This window comes from Mesorhizobium sp. B2-4-18 (genome assembly GCF_006441385.1).
Lineage (GTDB): Bacteria > Pseudomonadota > Alphaproteobacteria > Rhizobiales > Rhizobiaceae > Mesorhizobium > Mesorhizobium australicum.
In genome coordinates this window covers 50611-67577 of record NZ_VFUW01000012.1, presented here as the reverse complement: position 1 = coordinate 67577, position 16967 = coordinate 50611, and the positions used below count along the sequence as shown (strand labels likewise).

Here is a 16967-nt window from a genome sequence, read left to right as displayed (position 1 = left end):
CGTGCGCAATCAGTCGACAGGGGACTCGTGGCGGCAAGCAGCGACACGAGATGGCTCACACCATATCGTCGTCATCGAGTGAGGCCGTTTCTGCTGCGAGCGGGATGATCCCGGCCAGTAGCTTTTCCTTCGACAGCAGCCCGGCATCCTCGAGCGCCTCGAAATCCGGCAGCTGGCGCAGCGTGTCGAGCCCGAACTGCGACAGAAAGGTTTTCGTCGTCACATAGGTGTAGGGCGCGCCTTGAGTGGGGCTGCGCGGCCCCGAGGCGATCAGCTCCTGCGCGCGCAACACGCCGATCAGATCGCGCGACACCTCCTTGCCGAAGAAGCTCGACAGCTCGCCACGCGTGATCGGCTGGAAATAGGCAATGCACATCAAAACAAGCGCCTCCGCCTGCGACAGCTCTTTTGTCCCCTCCCCGGCGGCCGTGCCAAAGGCGGAGCGGATGACGTCGCCAAAGGCTTTCTTGGTCCGATGCTGCCAGCCGCCGGCGACCGACACCAGCTCGTAGGGGCGGCCGGCGAGCTCGGCGCGGATGTCGTCGATGATCAGCTCGAGATTGCAGTTTCTTCCCACCACCCGCGCGAGGACACTACGTGTCACCGGTTCGCTGGCGGCAAAGATCACCGCTTCGACGCGGCCCATCCATTCGCGCCAGCGCAGTTCTGGCGGCAGGTGGTCGAGCTCGGTGTCCAGCAGCGCCGGCTGATCGCTTGTTTTGCGGCGGGCAGAGGCTTCGCTCATCGCTAGAGTCCAAACAGCCGAAAGGTTTGGCGGCCCGACAGCTCGCGCACGGCATCCAATTGCTGCAGCCGGTCGAACAGGCGTCGCGCCGCAAAACGCGACAGGGTTTTGGTTGTCAGCGATCCGGAAACGGCGTCCTCGTTGAGCAGCAAAAAAATCACGTCGCCGGCGCCTTTCGCGCGCAGCTTTGGCGCCACCACCAGGAGTTTGTCGGCGCGGCGGGACAGCTCGGCGGCCAGCCGGCAGGCATCGGCTGCCGCCTGCGCCAGCGCCACACAGATCGCTGCTTCAAACCCCTCTTCTCCCGGCCGGATTCTTTTGCCGCGCGCGTCCGCGGACCGAAATGCCGGCCCAAAAACCTGCGCCATCAACAGCGGCAGTGGCCGCGGCCAATGCAGGCTCTGCGCCAGCACCAGGTCGGCGAGCCACCAAGCCAAAAGCTCGGCATCGGGCCGCATGGCAACGACACGGGCGGCGATCGCCGCGGCAGCGAACGGGGCCGGCCGCGGCGACCTCGCTGCTTCGCCGATCGCCGTGCAGAGGTCAGCGAGAGAGGCGCCGTCCCAATGGAGTCCAAGCTGGTCGACGATCTTTTCGAGCCGATCGGAGTCGGCGACAGGCGGCTGGACGGACAACCGCCGCCAGGCGGCGAAGATCGCGCCGGCGGGACCGGGATCGGCACCGGCCGAGCGCAGGTACCAGGCATCGCGCAACGCGGCTTCGTCCTCGGCGCGGCCGGCCAGCCGCATGCTGGCGGCGGCGCAGTTGAGCGCCAGCCGCTGGCGCCAGGCGCCGGCCCAGGCGGGCTGCGCGCGGGCGAGGCTGTCGAGCGCACCCAGGGCGGCGCCGGCCCGGAAGGCGGCGTCGACGTCGCCGAGCGCGCCGCCCGACGCGAGCGCCCAGGCCGGAATGGAGGGCGGCGCAGAGGAGCTGGCGGTCGCGGGATCGAGGCGAATCATGATTTGGAGGGTAAAGCGCCGGTGCGCTTTTTGCCATGATTTTTGCGCCAAAACGCACAGCCTGTCAGTGCAATAAAACGAATGATAATGTTGCCTTATCGTTCGTTTTGTTCTCTATAGAGCGAATGGCCTCTCTCGTCGATCAAAACCCCGAAAATCACGTCGCGCCACCCTCCGCACCGTCGCACAGCACGGCAGCGCAGGACGATGTTTCGTCCGCGAGGCTGTCGGTGGAGCCCGACGCGCCCCGCGCCGACGACTTGCCCGACATCATCGACGTCGTCATGGCCATGGGCACGACGCCGGAAGAACCGCCGGCCGAAGCTCCCTCCCCTCTTCCGGACGTCGCCAATCCGCGCCTGCCGGCGCATCTTGAGGCGCTTGCTGGGCGCGCCCGTGACTATGTCGAGGCGGCGAGCTCGGCCAACACTCGCCGCGCCTACGCTGCAGACTGGAAGCACTTTGGCGCCTGGTGCCGCCGGCAATATTTTGACCCGATGCCGCCGGATCCGCAGATGGTCGGGCTCTACATCACGGCGCTGGCTTCTGGGTCTGGAGGGGATAAAAAAACCGTTGCGACGATTGAACGGCGTCTGTCCTCGCTGACCTGGAATTATGCCCAGCGCGGTCAGCCGCTGGACAGAAAAGACCGGCATATCGCCACTGTGCTGGCCGGCATTCGCAACAGCCACGCCAAGCCACCTGTGCAGAAGGAGGCCATTCTCCCCGAAGATCTCATTGCCATGCTGGAGACGCTCGATCGAGGCACGCTGCGCGGCTTGCGCGACCGCGCCATGCTTTTGCTTGGCTTTGCGGGCGGACTTCGCCGCTCGGAGATCGTCGGGCTCGACGTGGCCCGTGACCAGACCGAAGACGGTCGTGGCTGGATCGAATTCTTCCCTGGCAAAGGCGTCCTGGTCACGCTGCGCGGCAAGACCGGTTGGCGCGAAGTTGAGATTGGCCGCGGTTCGGCGGACGCCACCTGCCCTATCGTGGCCCTGGAGGCGTGGCTGAGACTGGCACGAATAGGCTATGGGCCGCTGTTTCGCCGTGTCACCGCCCAAGGCAAGGCGGTCGGCGCCGAGCGGCTCAACGACCAGGAGGTGGCACGGCTGGTCAAGCGCGCGGCACTTGCTGCCGGCGTGCGGGGTGATCTGCCGGAAGGCGAACGCGGCCAAAGGTTTTCGGGACATTCGCTGCGAGCCGGTCTGGCCTCCTCAGCCGAGGTCGACGAGCGCCATGTGCAAAAGCAGCTCGGCCACACCTCGGCTGAAATGACCCGCAAATACCAGCGCCGTCGCGATCGGTTCCGCGTCAATCTCACCAAAGCGAGCGGGTTGTAGCAGGAAAAGCGCCCTCCCCTGCCCCGAACCAGATGTCCAGAAAGACCAGATGACGATCTGGTTTGAGTTGGCGCCGCAAGCCGCCAAACTCGTTAAAGGGCCGTCATAGCCAGGATAGCTGGTCTTTCGGCAACCGTCCGCTCGGATCGAATACCGTCACCTTGTGCGGCAGATCTGGCCCCCAATCCCAAAGCACGAGATTGCAATCTTCTGCCTCGGCGCCCGGCGCAAAGCTTGGCACCAGAATGCCGGCAATGCCTCGAGAACGCAGGCGGTCATGGACATCCCATGAAGCCGGGCGTTCCCCGTTGCTGAGCGCCGTCGCCCAGGCGCACGACACCTCGTCGAGCGTGACGGACGCTTCTCCCCTCCCCTTCCCCGTTGTCAGGTCCACAATGGCCTCGCAATCAACCTCGTAGGAACACAGCACGCACGGATCGATCCGATGCGCGAAGCCCTGATTGGCTTCCTTGACCGCCGTCATGATGGTCAGGGCCAGGTAGAGTGCGGGCACACCTTTGGGATTAAAGCGCGCACCCCTGATCGCGGCTCCCTCACCGGAAGTCGGTTTGAAAGCCCAACGCGGATCATGTGCCCTGTAGCAGGTTCCAACGAACCTCAAGCAAAGCCGCCAAGCGCCATGTGATCGAGATAGTCACGAACGGCACCAGCCTTGCCCTCTTTCACGAGCGCTTCGGCGGTGCGCCCTCCGAATGCCGCAAGCGGCTGGGCTCGATACCACGCCATCGCCTGGTCCTTTCCCCCCGCCCAATCCGTCACGCGGCTGATGATCTCAAGCATCTCACGAAGTCGCCCCTGTGTTTTGGCGGCGCGGCTGCGCTCCAATCGATAAAGGGTCTCGCGAGCAAGGCCGGCCGTCTCGGCCAATTGGCCCTTGGACATTCCAAAGCCATCCGCCACCTGGTCGACAGCAATGTTCCCGGCCGGATCCATATAAAGCAAAACCAACGGTGCGTTCGGGGCGATTTTTCTGAGTGCGTGGCCCACAGCTTACAAACCTGTCATGTCAGACGTCACAAATACTAGGCAAAACATAGGGCACTTTACGGTCAGCATCAAGTCTCCGAACCGAGGCGACCACCGAAGAGGCTGTTGGATGGCCCGCCCCAGGCTGATCTAGAGCATTCCCCTGCTCGACTTACGACGTGACAGCACGCGACCCATTACACCGGCTAAACAGCTTGGCCTTGAGCGGGATTGATCAATAGGCACGACGGGGTCCGTCCCTCCTCAATCAATCCCAGCCTTTCCGTTTCATGCTGAGCCGCAGCGCCTCGCTGATCTCAGCGGATCTTGGGGCGCTGGCCGGCCCATCCTGATGCGCGCTGTCCTTCCAGAGCGGCTTGCCGGCGTTCTGGCTGGTCTTTGCATCAAGCCTTGCGCGCAGCAGCGCCATGACCATCGGCCACACCGAAAACTGGCCGTTGCGAGCCCGCTCCGTCAGGTTCCTGAGATAGCCGCCCCGACTGTTGATCTGGTCGGTTCGCTGCAGCATCGCAGCTATCGTTATGGCCGCGTTTTCGGGCCCCATCACCTGGACCGCCTCCTGCCATGCGCTGGGGCTGACCCCCATATGGGGCCGGGCAAGTTCGGCCGCCGCAACAAAGTCACGCCAGGATCGAATCTGGGCGCCGCGGCCCATGTTCAGGATTTCCGGACATGCGTCCAGCACCATTCCCAGAGGCAACTCCCGTTTGGGCAGGCTGTGAACATTGTTGTCGGACCCGGCACTGCCGCTCGCTTCTTTCTCGTTTTCCTGGCGATCTTCAGTTTCATCGTTAGAATGAGAGTCTGGGTTTGAATTCTGTATGTGGCGCTCGGAATGGGACTCATTGGCGTTCATATCTTGTGATTTAACGAATGTTTCCAGCAGCTGATGCACTTCGGCCCAGATGTCCTCCAACTCGTCGGCAACCGACTCCAGCAACTGGCGTGAGGCTGTCCGCGGCAATCGAGCGACCGCCGCCTCATACCGCTTCTGAAACCGGCGCCAATCACACGGAACCTGTTCATTGAGCCCTGCATCGATCATCTTGACGATGTCGCGCCGGCAGATGGTGAGACGCTCCTTGACCAGCCTGTAGGCCTTCCGCTCTGCTTGCACGGCGGCCGCCAACTGCTTGAATTCCTCGGCACGAGCCACGATTGGCGCAAGGTCGAAGCCATAGGCCTGCTCGATCTGCCCGCCCTCCCCCTTGCGAGCAAAGCGTTTGCCATTCGGGCTGTCACGACGGATCACCAAGCCACACGTCACAAGGACGGACAGGTGGCGCCTAAGCGTCGCCGGCGACATGCCGTTGGCACGCCGGATTAGCTGCTCATTGGAGGGGAACACGACCAGGCCCCCCTCCCCGGAAAGATCGTCCTCGCGGTGAAACGACAGCAGCGCATTGAGGATCGCCAGCGAACGATCGGTCGCGCCTATGGCGTCCCTGGCCTCTGTGATGTCTCGAAAGGCCTGCCATTTGGGCACAGCCGCCGTTCGGTCGATCGCCTTTGCACCTGCCTGGCTTGCCATCTGAGCAAGCGTCAGTGGCCGCCGCCCAAATGGCGTCGTTGAGATATGCGTAACCATTTTCCCTTTGCCTCTAGTCAGACAAAAGAAATCTGCTCGCCAAACGACGCCTAATAGCACTTGACAGTGATTCGCGGATTTGCGATTCTCGGCTTGCTACAGACCTGAGAAGGGCTTCCGTGACGGTGACGTTCGGGGGCCTTTTTCTTTTGCGGTTCAGTCTCCTGTTGTCTTCCTGGATTCCGTCTCTCGGAACGCCTCGAACAGTTCCTCGAGCCTGCCGGTAATGAAAGCACCGAACGCCGATGCCTCTCTGGATTTAAAAGCCAGGGTGAAAACCTTCCCGGTATCGGTGATCCTTGCCTTTACGGAATTGTCTTTTGTCGCCCAGGCCCTTTCCACGGCCCGCGTCGGCGTTGATTTCGCACCGTGGACGGTTGCCGCCAGCAGTTCATAGAGCGCCTGGAACCGCGCATCGCTGCCGGCTTGCTGGAACTGGGCGGACTGGACATGCGCCTGCGCCCTGGCGGCATTGGCCGGATGCTCCATGAGCTTGGCCAACTGCCACCAGCGGTCACGGCCGATCCCCTTGGCCGCCCCGATGGCCATGATGACGGATTCGGAGACGTTGCTCGACACGGACCGCATCTTCGAGAAGGTCGTATCGTCGAGCGCCAAGGCCGATTTAACGATATCGGCCGAATAGCCCTGCTTGAGCAGGCGCTCGGCAAACAGCGTCCGCTCGACAAAGGACAGGTTGGCGCGAGCCGCATTCTCCTGGCCCTGGGCGACGACGTGATCGCGATCGTCCATTTGCTTGACAACGGCTCGCACTGGGCGCCCCAACGCACGTGCGACCCTGACGCGCCGATGCCCGAACACTGTCTGGTAGCGCCCGGGGGAAGCCGGATGCGGCCTGACCAGAATGGGCGAATCCTGTCCGCGCTCCTGGATCGCCCGCACCAACTCGGAGAATTCCTGCTCATCCTCGCCAATCCGGTCCGACACAAACGAGGTGTCCACCAGCTCTGGGTCGAGATCGACAACCGAGCTTTTCGACAGCTCTTCAAAGGACTGCATGATGGATCGCGATGCGCCGCGAACAGCGTAGCTCGACACATCCCTGGTCTGCTCCACCGCAGCGGACCCCATCACGCTATCGAAAATGTCCTTGCGCGCCATTCAGCCCCTCCTCAAATCAGCTACTAGTCTGATTTTGTGGACAAAAATCTGCGTTTTTACTGCAGTAAAATTCATCGCCATCACGCCCTCCCCCACGCGCGATGGACGAGCGAGACGATTTCGGAATTGACCGCATCAAGGGATTCCATCGCCCGATCGTAGGTCGTGCGCGTGAACGAAGATTTCTCGACCTCGTAGAGCGTCTGCTTGGTCAGCCCGGCGTCCGATATGGCAGTCGACTTCAGCATCGGATGCTCAAGGATCTGGCCGGCCAGCATCGATTGCATGAAGCCTACCATCTGGGCCTGCGGAATGTCGGTGGGCTCGTAACGGGTGATCAGATACCTGAACCAGTCGAGTTGGATCTCGGCTCCGGCTCCCTTGATGGTTTTTAGGATGCCGCCGAGCATCAGCAGAAACTGGCTCATGGACATGAGATCGAGCATTTGCGGATGAACCGTAATCAGCACCGACGTCGCTGCCGACATGGCGGTCAAGGTCAGATAGCCGAGCTGCGGAGGACAGTCGACGACGACGACGTCATAGCGATCGTCGACGTCGCTCAAGGCCCTGGCTATGCGCAAAAAGAACTGGCGGCCGGCATTGGATGATTTGTCCTGCATTGCCAACGGCGTATCGTACTCATATTCCTGAAGTTCGAGATTTGCAGGAACAATGTCGAGGCCGGGGAAATTCGTCGGGACGATGACGTCGGCTATGGACCTACGCTCCGCATCATAGCGGATCGCCTCATAGAGCGAGAGGTTCCGGTCGAGTTCCGGCTGGAAGCCGTGGAGTGCCGACAAAGACGCTTGCGGATCGAGATCGATGGCAAGCACGCGATGGCCGGTAAGTGCCAGGTGCTGGGCGAGGTGAGCCGCGGTCGTGGTCTTGCCGCTTCCTCCCTTGAAATTGACCACCGCGATGACCTGCAGCTTATCTCCGGGCTTGCGGTGCGGGACGTATTTCTTAACCTCCGTCCTGCCATGCTGGTCGAGGAACTGGCGAAGCTCCAGCATCTGGTCGGCCGTATAAGAGCGTCGACCCGACTGCGCTTGTTCGGGCAGGGGCCCCTTGCCTTCGAGATGGAGGCGCTTCAGATTGTTTTGCGACACACCAAGATAGTGCGCTACCTCGGCCATGGAGAAGGTGCGCAGGGTCTTCGTGGCGTTCGGAGGAAACTTCTCCATGCGCAGCTGATTGAGCCGACGCGATATCTCCGCCCCGTGCTCGAGGATCTTGTCGTCAAACTCAAAGCTGGGCAGCCGCATCGCGATGTTCATACTTCCGGAGACCTGAATTGGCGCTTTTTGCTGGGAAACAGACCAACAACCGCCATTAAGCTCCGATTCGCCATCCCGAGCAAGAGCTTTTGGGTTAACAGGAGGTTAACGGCCCGAGCGGTCGACACGCCGGTAGAAACGTCTGCTGGCGTGAGCTACCACACTGTTTCGATTTAGGTTTTTGCGGAAATTTACTGCAGTAAAGTACAAACAGTAAAGTTGCCACCACTGTCGCCACACCGGGGAGGGGAAACGGCGTCCTTCGACCCGGGGGGCGAGATATCTCTGCATGGGCCGGGGCCCTGGTGTCGGTCACCCGCACACATGGCCTGGCGGCCGGGCGCGTTGATCAGGAGCAGCCCTGCAAGTTCAGAACTGACTGGCCCGAAGCGCCTGGCACAACGCAGCGCGAGCGCGTGCCGGACGGCTGCTCTATTCCAGGCGCGCCGCCGGCGACAAGCGGCTACTGCCAGCGGCGACGGCTGCTGAGACGGTCATGAGCGCCAGCCCCGCCGTGTCATAAGCCGGCGCATCGCACAGGCTAAATTGCGTTGTAGTGGCCAATGACGGCGATTACCGACTCGTAGACGATAAAGGTCCTGGTGATAGCTTCCTTGTGCCTCCTCAACCCTGTCATCTGCGATACCCAGGACAAGCTGTTGCTGCTCGAGTCATTGGCTTCGTCCACGGCCTCTGGCCCGCGTTCGCCATCTCGGCTCCGAGCAGGCAACATTGCAAGACACTGCCGCTGCGATGCCGAGCCTCAACCGGAACGTGCCGCTAGTCGACGGCAAATTCGGTCCGGGCGTTGTTTGGTCTCCTGGAACCTCGAGCGGAGCTGGTGAAAAGCAGGCCGCTCACGGAAAGGATCACGAGGAGCGCGCCACTCGCCATCCATATCGACGGAACCTCCCCGAGAAAGGCCCAGCCGAGCAACACAGCGATGATCGGGTTGACGAAGGTATAGGTCGCTACGAAGGTCGGCGTGACTTTGCGGAGCAGCCAGACGTAGGCAGCAAAGGCGATCACCGTTCCGGCGACGGTGAGGTATGCCCACCCAGCGACCGACAACGCCGTGATCGAGGAGGGGTGAACAAGGCTCACTTCGCCCTTGGCGGCACCGACAACCGCCAAGGCAGCGGCGCCAGCCCACAATTCGATGATAGACATCACCAATGGGGTGCTGGACGTTGGGGACCGTTCGGATACCACCGTTCCGACGCTCCAGGACAGGGACGCGCCAAGCAGCAAGAAGATGTCGATGAAGTGCACCGCCCCGATTCCGCCAGCACCTTCTTCCCAGGCTATCAGCGCAACGCCAACGACACCGGGGACAAGAAGGGTCAGTGACAAGGGGCTTGGCCGATCGGGACGTCGGAGGCCTGTCTGAAGCGCCGCAATCCACAAGGGAATGGTCGCCAGCATGATTGCGGCCAGGCCTGTTGGAACACGCTGCTGAACGTTGGCAAGGATGCCGTGACATCCGCAGAAGAACAGTAATCCGCATATGACGCCGAAGAGCAGGGACCTCCTGGACGGAGGCTTCGCACCGGATGCTGCGGCAATGATGAAAAGGATCAGACCACCCACGAGGCAGCGCGCCGCGATCAGCAGGAATGGCGGCAGTGATTGCAGGGCCAGCGCCAAGGCCAGGTAAGTCGAGCCCCAGATGAAGTAGATGGCGCCGAAGGCAGCTATCAGGAGAAAACTTGCGCTGGGGAGCTTCATAGGCGTAAAACCTCTTATGAGGTTAGAATTCGGAGATCGCGCTTGGGTTCCCCGCACAACCTGAAAAAGCGGCAGCCGACCGATGTCGCAAAGGAGGATCTAGCGATCCGCTTTGTCAACACGGTCGCCTGGCGCCTGCGGCAAGCCACTGAGGAGCGGCTTCCCACGCTCGCGGCACTGCTGGATTGGCTTGATGAAAACGGCGTGCGCATTTCCAACGATTCTGCTGAACTCACGCGGGGGAGGGGAGGGCACTTTCAAGGGGCCCAAACCGCATATGCAAGCGCCATAGCGCTGCGCGAGACGATCTATGCACTCCTGGTGGCACAGATCAGAAATGTCAGTCCCGTTGCCGACCACGTCCAGGCATTCAATCGTTTTCTGCATCACAGGCCAGCCGCTTTGCTGGAATGGCGTGCCGGGAAATTCGGCTGGAACGGCTCGCATCCAAATGAACTCGATTTTTGCACGCCGATCGCCATCTCCGCGGCTGAACTCATGACCGGCCCGCGGGCAGGACGGGTCAAGCAATGTGCCGACGATCGCGGCTGCGGCTGGTTGTTCATCGATGAGAGCCGGGCGCAAAACCGTCGTTGGTGTTCCATGGGAGACTGCGGCAACCGCGCCAAGGCGTCGCGCCATTATGCCAGGATCCGCGAGACCCGAACCGGGAACTGACGCCATGGCAGCCATCCACAGATGTTGCTGTAAAAGCAGGTGGCCCTGAGTCACGCCTATCATAGCGTCAACTGTAGCGGGCCTTTTCGCCACAGTTCAGTGACAGGATACCAGCTGGCATCGGGTTTGCCGGAGGGGTGTAAGGTCGTATCCTACATCGCGCAAGCTGGATCAGACACTATGTGCAACGACTACGAGCAACACATTCTGTGGGCTGAATACTGCAAGATGATGCAGAGGCTCGAACTCGGGATGCCTACCGGGCAGAGCGAAGGCGATCTGCCCGAGGCCGACGACATCAAGATCAACGATGTCGGCCCGGTGATGCGCGCCGCCGGCAATGGCATCGAACTGGTGCCTATGAACTTTAGCTTCCCGCCATCGAGCCCGCGCGGCGGACCGGTTTTCAATTTCCGCTCCGAAGGCCGAAGCTTTGCCAATAGCAACCGCTGCCTCATTCCGGCCTCGGCATTCTTCGAGTTCACGGGCAAGAAATATCCGAAGGCCAAACATCGCTTCACAATGAATGATGAGCCGTTCATGGCGATCGCCGGCATCTGGCGGGAAGGGCAGGGCGGAGCGCCAGCGGCCTTCACGATGCTGACAACCAGTCCCGGACCAGACGTTGGGCCCTATCACGACCGGCAGATCGTCGTGTTGAGCCCGCATAACTGGGCGCACTGGATCTACCTTACCAAGACCGAAGCGGAGCTGCTTCAACCGTCGCCTGCAGGCACACTGCATGTTGAAACGGTTCGGCCAGGAAGCGACTGATGAGCGCTGCTGGCGGGGCCCAGATTGAAGCCCCTGCTGTTCGGTGACAGGCCCACGACTGCGTACAGGCGCGGCGTCAGCCAGCCTGGTTGGCGGTGGCATTTTCTTTCCAGCCGTGGCGCAGACCAGCCCGGCCAATGCCGGAGAGCACGGCGACCGACAGCTACACCACGTTCGGGACACGATCCAGCCAGCGTGCATCGGCGGGCCTGATCGTCACGGAGGCGACGCAAATGTCGCCTATGGAAAAGGGTAGCAGATCGCGCGCTCAAAGCACGTCGTCGTTGCGTTTCTTTCCCTTGCCTGCAAAACAGCTTCTGGGGGCGAATCCGGTTACCTGGGTCTCGAACCCGCACTAGAGGGAACATTCTGCCTGACAGTAAAATTGTTTAGCGATACCAGAAATGTCGTGCGGAACGATGAACAGACGATCTGCTTGGCGGATTGGAGCCATCGGCATCGGGGGACTTGAGTCGCCGGGTCTGAGATAAAGCGCATTGGTATCCGAGGAAACCTGATGTACCAAGAAACAACATATTGCTCGGCCTGGCCTTTGGCGTTTCCTTGGCACTTGTGCTTAGCGTCATTGAGTGCAGCCCTAAAGTAAGTTCAGCATCGCTATGTCCGCAGACGAGACCAAAAGAGCCAAACTCGAACGCCTGATATCATCCGTACCGAAGCACGAATTCGAGTTTCTGATGAAGCTCGGAAAGCTCAGCAGGCAAGAAGCACAGGCGCTCGTCGAGAAGCACAATGGCGATCGCGCCCGGATATATGCTGACTTGGCGGCCATAAGAACATTCAGATGGTAGGGACACATTGCCTGCGAGTTCCTCTAAGTCGAGCACGACGCCGACCCTGGGACGGCAATCTTGCGCCATCCCCATTCTCTCTACTCCAGCGTCGCTATATGGCGGTATGACGGCGCCATCTAACGCATGACGAAAGGGCTAGGGCCGCCGACGAGCCCTGCCGACCTCCCGCTCCGGACGGCTCCAGCTCGCTGCCGCGAGGGGAGGGATCGTGCTGTATCGAGTCGCCGCAGTCGGCATTCCCGACGCTGCTCTAGCATGCCGTCCTTCAGCCTCTGCGTTCCGCTCTCCAAACAGGTCTGAACAGCAAGTCCGCAATGCTCGGTTTGCACTCGATCCCTCCCGGTCCCGGCGATGGTGGTGGTCGTCCGATAGGCTTAATTGCGCTGTAGCTAATATAAGATATACCAAGCCTTGCGGGAGGCCCCCCGACCGCGATGGCCGGTGCGGCCCGCATCCCAACATCCCAGACCGCGCCGGCCATTCCAGCTCGTGTCCAATGAGGGATGTAGCTCGCGCTAACAAAAGCTGCTTGCATGTGGATTTGACAGCCCCGCGATGAGCGTGCCGCGCGCCGGAGGCATCGGCGCTGCGCCATGCTTTGGTGGCGGACACCCAACGTTTGCCTCAAAGGGCTACGATGAGGGTTTGCAGGCTAGCAGCTAAAGGGAGATGGAAATCACCCAGGCGCCGGCGCCGCGGAAGGATGGGCGGTCGAACACGCAAGGGTGCGGGGAGCCGGCCCGGCGGAATCCCTGGGAAGGGTCAGCCGGCGCCCAATGGCCGTGCAGAGCCAGCCCCTTGCTGCCGGACGGCAATGCGCCCCTCGCTCAGGAGGCATCTGGATGCCAAGTTGCTCCTACATACAGATGTCAACTGTTTATATAGCTGCATTCGAAACCCGCATATTCCGTCATGCCTCGTAGATCGAGCACGCGAACACGGCCTTGCCGGAATTCGAGAAATTTACGCTCGCGCAGTTCGCGCAGCATCCTGTTGACATGAATCGGAGTGAGGCCGAGGGCGTCCGCGAGATCGTACTGGGTCAGAGGGCATTCATAGCTATCGCGGGTGACGAAGCCTATGTGTTCCAGGCGCGTCCTCAATTCGAGGAACAGATGTGCGGTCCGCGCCAGGGCACTGCGTCGACCAACATTGGTGAGATGTTCAGCGATGACGGCCCCCTTGTGCCCAAGAGCCGCGACGACCAGGGAGAAAAGATGGGGGGATTTCATGGCTGCGAGCGTAAATGTCTTGGTCGAGGCTACCAAGACGTTCAGTTCGGTTCGAGCAACAAACGTTTCAAGCGCGCCACCCCCGCTCGACCGGGACAGGACGAGATCGCCTTTCAAGGCAAAATCAAGGATCTGTCGCTGCCCCCCTGCAAGTTCGTGCGACAGGCAACCCCAGCCCGACTCGACTATGAATACGCGATCATTGTCCTCACCCTGGCTGAAAATGACCGTCTCGGGTGGATAACGCTTCGGTGTGAACCCCAGCGTCTTCATGAGCGCCGAATCTTCGTCGGCAAGCCTGATATACGATGACCGCTTTTCATTCCCGCCCAAAGACTGTGAAGCGTACAACATCTATAATCCCGCCCGATGTCTTCCTTTCTATCCCCAACGGATCGAATGTACATTAAATTTGGCGTGATGGGTACCTGTGCGACGTCGCAGCTACCAGCATGCGAAAGCAAGCGTTGTACGTCGCAACCCCGCAGCTAGCTTTTATTTCTTGTGAAAGTTTCTTGCATGGAATCGACTATTTCGGCGGCGATGAAGCTGCTGCGATTGTCCACTTGGCCGGCGGCATTCCGCAAGGTATTTGATGCGTCCTTGAGCAACCCTCTTATCTGTCTTGCCGACAACAATTCCGATGCCTCAAGTTCAAGCAGCACCGATTCACTTACGTGCAACGCGGCAAGGGCAACAGCTCGAGGCCTGGTGGCCAGTAATTTCAACAGATCACTGCTGGGCCTAGTACGCGATTTCTTTTTTGCCATAGTATGCTTCTCAACTGTCCGGACAAGAAGGGTGTTTGGACTCACATCACCTCGCCTTGAGCGATTTAATCGCGATCCGCGGCGGCAACGGGATTGGAAAAGCTCAATCTGTGCGTCGCTTTAGACATATTGTAAGCATGCTATCCCGGTTTGGAGCGACGACACAGAGGCAGGCATACCGAATTAGCCGTAGCTTGCCCTTCCACCTTGGGACACCACGATACCGCCGTCGCCGCTGAGACGTCGCATCGGAGAACGGCGACAAGTCTTTTATCAGAGAAACCATGGTCACTTCCCAGCTCACGGGGTCACCGCTTGCCGTCCGCGACGGGTCTCGCCACCTTTGATCGGACGGGCGCGTACATCGCTGGCCTGCCACGCCGTCGAATTCTTCCGTACCCAGCCGGATGAATAGTGTGGGGCCGACCGTGAGGCTTAGCCCAGAGCCCGCGCGGCGACGCTCTTGCCCAGGCCCAAAGCCGGCATCGGGAAAGATTCGATCTGCCCTTCGGTCTTGTCCAAATACTGCATCAAGGCCGTCACCAAGTGGTAGAAAATGCTGGCGGGAACCTCCGTTGCCTGTGATCTTCCGCGCTCGTCAATTCTGTCGATCCACAAGCCAAGGGGGGCGGGATCGATATGCCATCGAAAGAGGCGGGCGACACGGGCCTCTATCTCTGGTTTCAAATCAGGCCCGCCTATGCCGTCCAAGGCTATGGCTGCCTTGATGGCCTCGCATTGCGGCCAACTGCGGGAGAGCCGGTCGATTGGCATTCCCTGCCGCGACACAGCCGCGTAAGCCAGACCCGTAGCCCTATTCAAGCCGCTGGCGATCGCGGACGAATAGAGCTTCCGTGCATAACTGGCCAAGTCCTTTTGTCCGCTTTTTTGAGCGAAATCGATGAGAAGCGAGGCCCATTCGAAATGGTGGCCCGGTTCGGTCGACAGGCCTTTTTCTCCAGGCAAAGGTAGCCAGTCGACGTCGAAATTCTCCCCCACCGTCCAGCTCTCCTGGTCGAAGAAATGGCATCTGAAGAGATCTACCACGCGAGCCGCCCGGCGCAGATAGGTGCGGTCGCCACTAACGTCATGCCACGCAAGGAAAGCCTCCAGCATGTGCATGTGCGGGTTCGAAAACCGCATCCCGTTCGAGCCCGAGGTTTCCAGGAAGCCGTTCAGACGGTCGTCTTCGAGATGCGCGTCGATGAAATGAAATGTCTCTTGTGCCAGTCGCAAGGCCTCGCGATGGCCGCATCGATGAGCATGGCAAAGTGCCAGGAGTACGCAGGAATGATCGTATGCGTCCTCCGCAGGGTCAGCCACGCTGCCATTGACATTAAGGGTGCGCACCCAGCCGCCACGGGTGGTACGGCCATATTTGGCAATGAAGTCGATGCCGTGGTCGATCAGCTCGTCGGCTGGTCCGGCCCAGCCGCGTTCCTTGGCCACCGCGAAGGCGTAGATCTGGCGAGCCATGGTGCGCATGCGCTTGGGCTTCCCCAGCGGCCTTGTGTCGAAACCGAGCGCCTCGTGAAAGCCGCCGTTCACATCATCGACCCCTACGGTGGACCAAAGCGGCAGGGTTTCGTTGAAGAGCCAATGTTCGACGCGCTTGCGCCAGGAACCGTTGATGATGACCCGGTCTCCCGAGGGCGTGTACTTCGTCTCAAGCCGTCCGCTCTTTTCCAATTGCTCGACGACCTTCTTCACGTTCTGGCTGTGGCTGACAGGGGCGACGAACACCGCGTCCGGTGTCGCTACTACCGCAACCCCCTTCATGCCGATGACGGTCAGCAGCCTTCCTTGGCTTCTAAGGTAGGAGCTGTCGCAGTCCATGGCGACGATGTCGCCCATCACGACATTGCCATTGCCGTCTGTCGGGCTGGCTTCGAGCAGCGATTGCCACGACCCAAGGTCGTTCCAGCGGAAGGAAGCCGTAACCATGGCAATATCGCGTGCATGCTCCATGACGGCATAGTCTATCGAGGTGGAGGGGACGGCCGAGTAGAAACCCTGGGGGAGACAGATACCCGAGAGGTCCGTTCGTGCAGTCTTGTAGGCCCGTTCTGCAGTTTCCCAGATGTCCGGCTGGAACTCGAGAAATGCCCGGCGCATGGTGTCGGCACGAAACAGGAAAATGCCGGCATTCCAGTAGAATCGTCCTGACGATACGTAGTTGCGCGCTGTCTCTGCGTTGGGCTTTTCGACGAAGCGCGAAACTGCAGCCACGCGGTCGTCAGTTGCTGCAACCTCGATGTAGCCGTATCCAGTTTCCGCATGCGTTGGCTTGATGCCGAACACGATGATGCTCCCTGACTCGGCGGCATGAACGCCCGACTCGACGGTCTCCCAGAATTGCGCGTCGGTCGATATTTCATGATCGGAGGGAACCACGAGCACAAGTGCATCGCTGCCATGTTCCGAGATTGTCTGCAGGGTGGCTATGGCGACGGCTGCGGCGGTATTGCGACCGACAGGCTCGAAGATCGGTTTACCGCCGTTCAGGCCGAGCGAAGCAATGTCAGAGATAACACGATCGGCATGTCGTTCGGAAGCGATCAGGTAGATTGGGGTCTGATTGTCGGGCCGCGCCTTGAGCCGCCGGACAGTCTTTGCGAGCATTGAACCGTCGCCCGAAAGGTCGTGGAATTGCTTTGGATTGTCTTCGCGCGAAAGCGGCCAGAGGCGTGAGCCCACGCCCCCGCTCATGACAAAACACACCAGCTCGGATGCCATATTCGAGTCCCTTCTCAGAAATCTCTAACTACTGGCTCGACCTTTGGATCTTGGCGCAACTGCAGGTCGAGAGCATCGACCATGTCGTGGCGCCCTTTGGACGGAGCAGCGCACCAGAGCCGGATGATAGGTTTCTCCGACGAGGCTGTCACTGTGGCCCCGGCGAGGAGCTGGCAGCAGCGGCGT

The 16967-nt window shown here is 60.6% G+C and carries 14 protein-coding genes; 3 read left to right on the top strand and 11 right to left on the bottom strand.

Annotation, left to right across the window (positions count from 1 at the left end):
* Nucleotides 1–55: 55 nt before the first annotated feature.
* Together FJ527_RS24900 and FJ527_RS24895 are read right to left on the bottom strand one after the other, a co-directional pair.
* Complete coding sequence (locus tag FJ527_RS24900) at nucleotides 56–745, bottom strand: SMC-Scp complex subunit ScpB (RefSeq protein WP_140620214.1); 690 nt, start codon at nucleotides 743–745, stop codon at nucleotides 56–58.
* Nucleotides 746–747: 2 nt separating this feature from the next.
* Nucleotides 748–1704 carry a DUF1403 family protein gene (locus FJ527_RS24895; RefSeq protein ID WP_140620325.1) on the bottom strand — a complete coding sequence of 319 codons (957 nt, stop codon included), beginning with the start codon at nucleotides 1702–1704 and terminating at the stop codon, nucleotides 748–750.
* A 125-nt stretch (nucleotides 1705–1829) separates the two neighbouring features.
* On the opposite strand from FJ527_RS24895, the gene FJ527_RS24890 reads away from it, so the two are divergent.
* On the top strand, nucleotides 1830–3047 hold the full coding sequence (locus FJ527_RS24890; protein WP_140824282.1) for a site-specific integrase: 1218 nt from the start codon (nucleotides 1830–1832) through the stop codon (nucleotides 3045–3047).
* A 103-nt stretch (nucleotides 3048–3150) separates the two neighbouring features.
* Here FJ527_RS24890 and FJ527_RS24885 read toward each other — a convergent pair whose 3' ends face one another.
* From FJ527_RS24885 to FJ527_RS24860, 6 genes are all read right to left on the bottom strand, one after another.
* On the bottom strand, nucleotides 3151–3669 hold the full coding sequence (locus FJ527_RS24885) for an RES family NAD+ phosphorylase (RefSeq protein WP_140663897.1): 519 nt from the start codon (nucleotides 3667–3669) through the stop codon (nucleotides 3151–3153).
* Complete coding sequence (locus FJ527_RS24880; protein ID WP_140664019.1) at nucleotides 3666–4001, bottom strand: antitoxin Xre/MbcA/ParS toxin-binding domain-containing protein; 336 nt, start codon at nucleotides 3999–4001, stop codon at nucleotides 3666–3668. Before FJ527_RS24880 ends, FJ527_RS24885 begins: the two co-directional genes overlap by 4 nt.
* Before the next feature lie 301 nt (nucleotides 4002–4302).
* The gene (repC, locus tag FJ527_RS24875) at nucleotides 4303–5643 is read right to left on the bottom strand and encodes a plasmid replication protein RepC (protein WP_140824281.1); all 1341 of its coding nucleotides are present in this window, start codon (nucleotides 5641–5643) and stop codon (nucleotides 4303–4305) included.
* Nucleotides 5644–5799: 156 nt separating this feature from the next.
* The gene (repB, locus tag FJ527_RS24870; RefSeq protein WP_140824280.1) at nucleotides 5800–6765 is read right to left on the bottom strand and encodes a plasmid partitioning protein RepB; all 966 of its coding nucleotides are present in this window, start codon (nucleotides 6763–6765) and stop codon (nucleotides 5800–5802) included.
* A gap of 80 nt (nucleotides 6766–6845) precedes the next feature.
* On the bottom strand, nucleotides 6846–8048 hold the full coding sequence (gene repA / locus FJ527_RS24865; RefSeq protein WP_140824279.1) for a plasmid partitioning protein RepA: 1203 nt from the start codon (nucleotides 8046–8048) through the stop codon (nucleotides 6846–6848).
* Between the two features lie 780 nt (nucleotides 8049–8828).
* Nucleotides 8829–9776: an EamA family transporter gene (locus FJ527_RS24860; protein WP_140824278.1), complete on the bottom strand. Its 948-nt coding sequence runs from the start codon at nucleotides 9774–9776 to the stop codon at nucleotides 8829–8831.
* A gap of 42 nt (nucleotides 9777–9818) precedes the next feature.
* Between FJ527_RS24860 and FJ527_RS24855 the strand changes: the two genes are divergently transcribed.
* On the top strand, nucleotides 9819–10454 hold the full coding sequence (locus FJ527_RS24855) for a CGNR zinc finger domain-containing protein (protein ID WP_246677793.1): 636 nt from the start codon (nucleotides 9819–9821) through the stop codon (nucleotides 10452–10454).
* Between the two features lie 180 nt (nucleotides 10455–10634).
* A complete protein-coding gene (locus FJ527_RS24850; protein ID WP_140824277.1) occupies nucleotides 10635–11228 on the top strand; it encodes an SOS response-associated peptidase family protein in 594 nt (197 codons plus the stop codon).
* A gap of 1684 nt (nucleotides 11229–12912) precedes the next feature.
* Here the strand turns inward: FJ527_RS24850 and FJ527_RS24840 are convergent.
* From FJ527_RS24840 to FJ527_RS24830, 3 genes are all read right to left on the bottom strand, one after another.
* The gene (locus FJ527_RS24840; RefSeq protein ID WP_140620199.1) at nucleotides 12913–13629 is read right to left on the bottom strand and encodes a Crp/Fnr family transcriptional regulator; all 717 of its coding nucleotides are present in this window, start codon (nucleotides 13627–13629) and stop codon (nucleotides 12913–12915) included.
* Nucleotides 13630–13763: 134 nt separating this feature from the next.
* Nucleotides 13764–14045 (bottom strand): hypothetical protein, encoded by a 282-nt coding sequence (locus FJ527_RS24835; protein WP_140663915.1) that lies wholly within the window; start codon nucleotides 14043–14045, stop codon nucleotides 13764–13766.
* A gap of 435 nt (nucleotides 14046–14480) precedes the next feature.
* Entirely contained in the window at nucleotides 14481–16781 is a 2301-nt protein-coding gene (locus FJ527_RS24830; protein ID WP_140824276.1) for a mannose-1-phosphate guanylyltransferase/mannose-6-phosphate isomerase, read from the bottom strand.
* Nucleotides 16782–16967 lie beyond the last annotated feature (186 nt).

Coding starts and splice junctions, on each gene's coding strand:
- FJ527_RS24900 (WP_140620214.1), bottom strand. CDS start 745: ATGAGCGAAGCCTCTGCCCGCCGCAAAACAAGCGATCAGCCGGCGCTG.
- FJ527_RS24895 (WP_140620325.1), bottom strand. CDS start 1,704: ATGATTCGCCTCGATCCCGCGACCGCCAGCTCCTCTGCGCCGCCCTCC.
- FJ527_RS24890 (WP_140824282.1), top strand. CDS start 1,830: ATGGCCTCTCTCGTCGATCAAAACCCCGAAAATCACGTCGCGCCACCC.
- FJ527_RS24880 (WP_140664019.1), bottom strand. CDS start 4,001: ATGGATCCGGCCGGGAACATTGCTGTCGACCAGGTGGCGGATGGCTTT.
- repC (WP_140824281.1), bottom strand. CDS start 5,643: ATGGTTACGCATATCTCAACGACGCCATTTGGGCGGCGGCCACTGACG.
- repB (WP_140824280.1), bottom strand. CDS start 6,765: ATGGCGCGCAAGGACATTTTCGATAGCGTGATGGGGTCCGCTGCGGTG.
- repA (WP_140824279.1), bottom strand. CDS start 8,048: ATGAACATCGCGATGCGGCTGCCCAGCTTTGAGTTTGACGACAAGATC.
- FJ527_RS24860 (WP_140824278.1), bottom strand. CDS start 9,776: ATGAAGCTCCCCAGCGCAAGTTTTCTCCTGATAGCTGCCTTCGGCGCC.
- FJ527_RS24850 (WP_140824277.1), top strand. CDS start 10,635: ATGTGCAACGACTACGAGCAACACATTCTGTGGGCTGAATACTGCAAG.
- FJ527_RS24840 (WP_140620199.1), bottom strand. CDS start 13,629: ATGTTGTACGCTTCACAGTCTTTGGGCGGGAATGAAAAGCGGTCATCG.
- FJ527_RS24835 (WP_140663915.1), bottom strand. CDS start 14,045: ATGGCAAAAAAGAAATCGCGTACTAGGCCCAGCAGTGATCTGTTGAAA.
- FJ527_RS24830 (WP_140824276.1), bottom strand. CDS start 16,781: ATGGCATCCGAGCTGGTGTGTTTTGTCATGAGCGGGGGCGTGGGCTCA.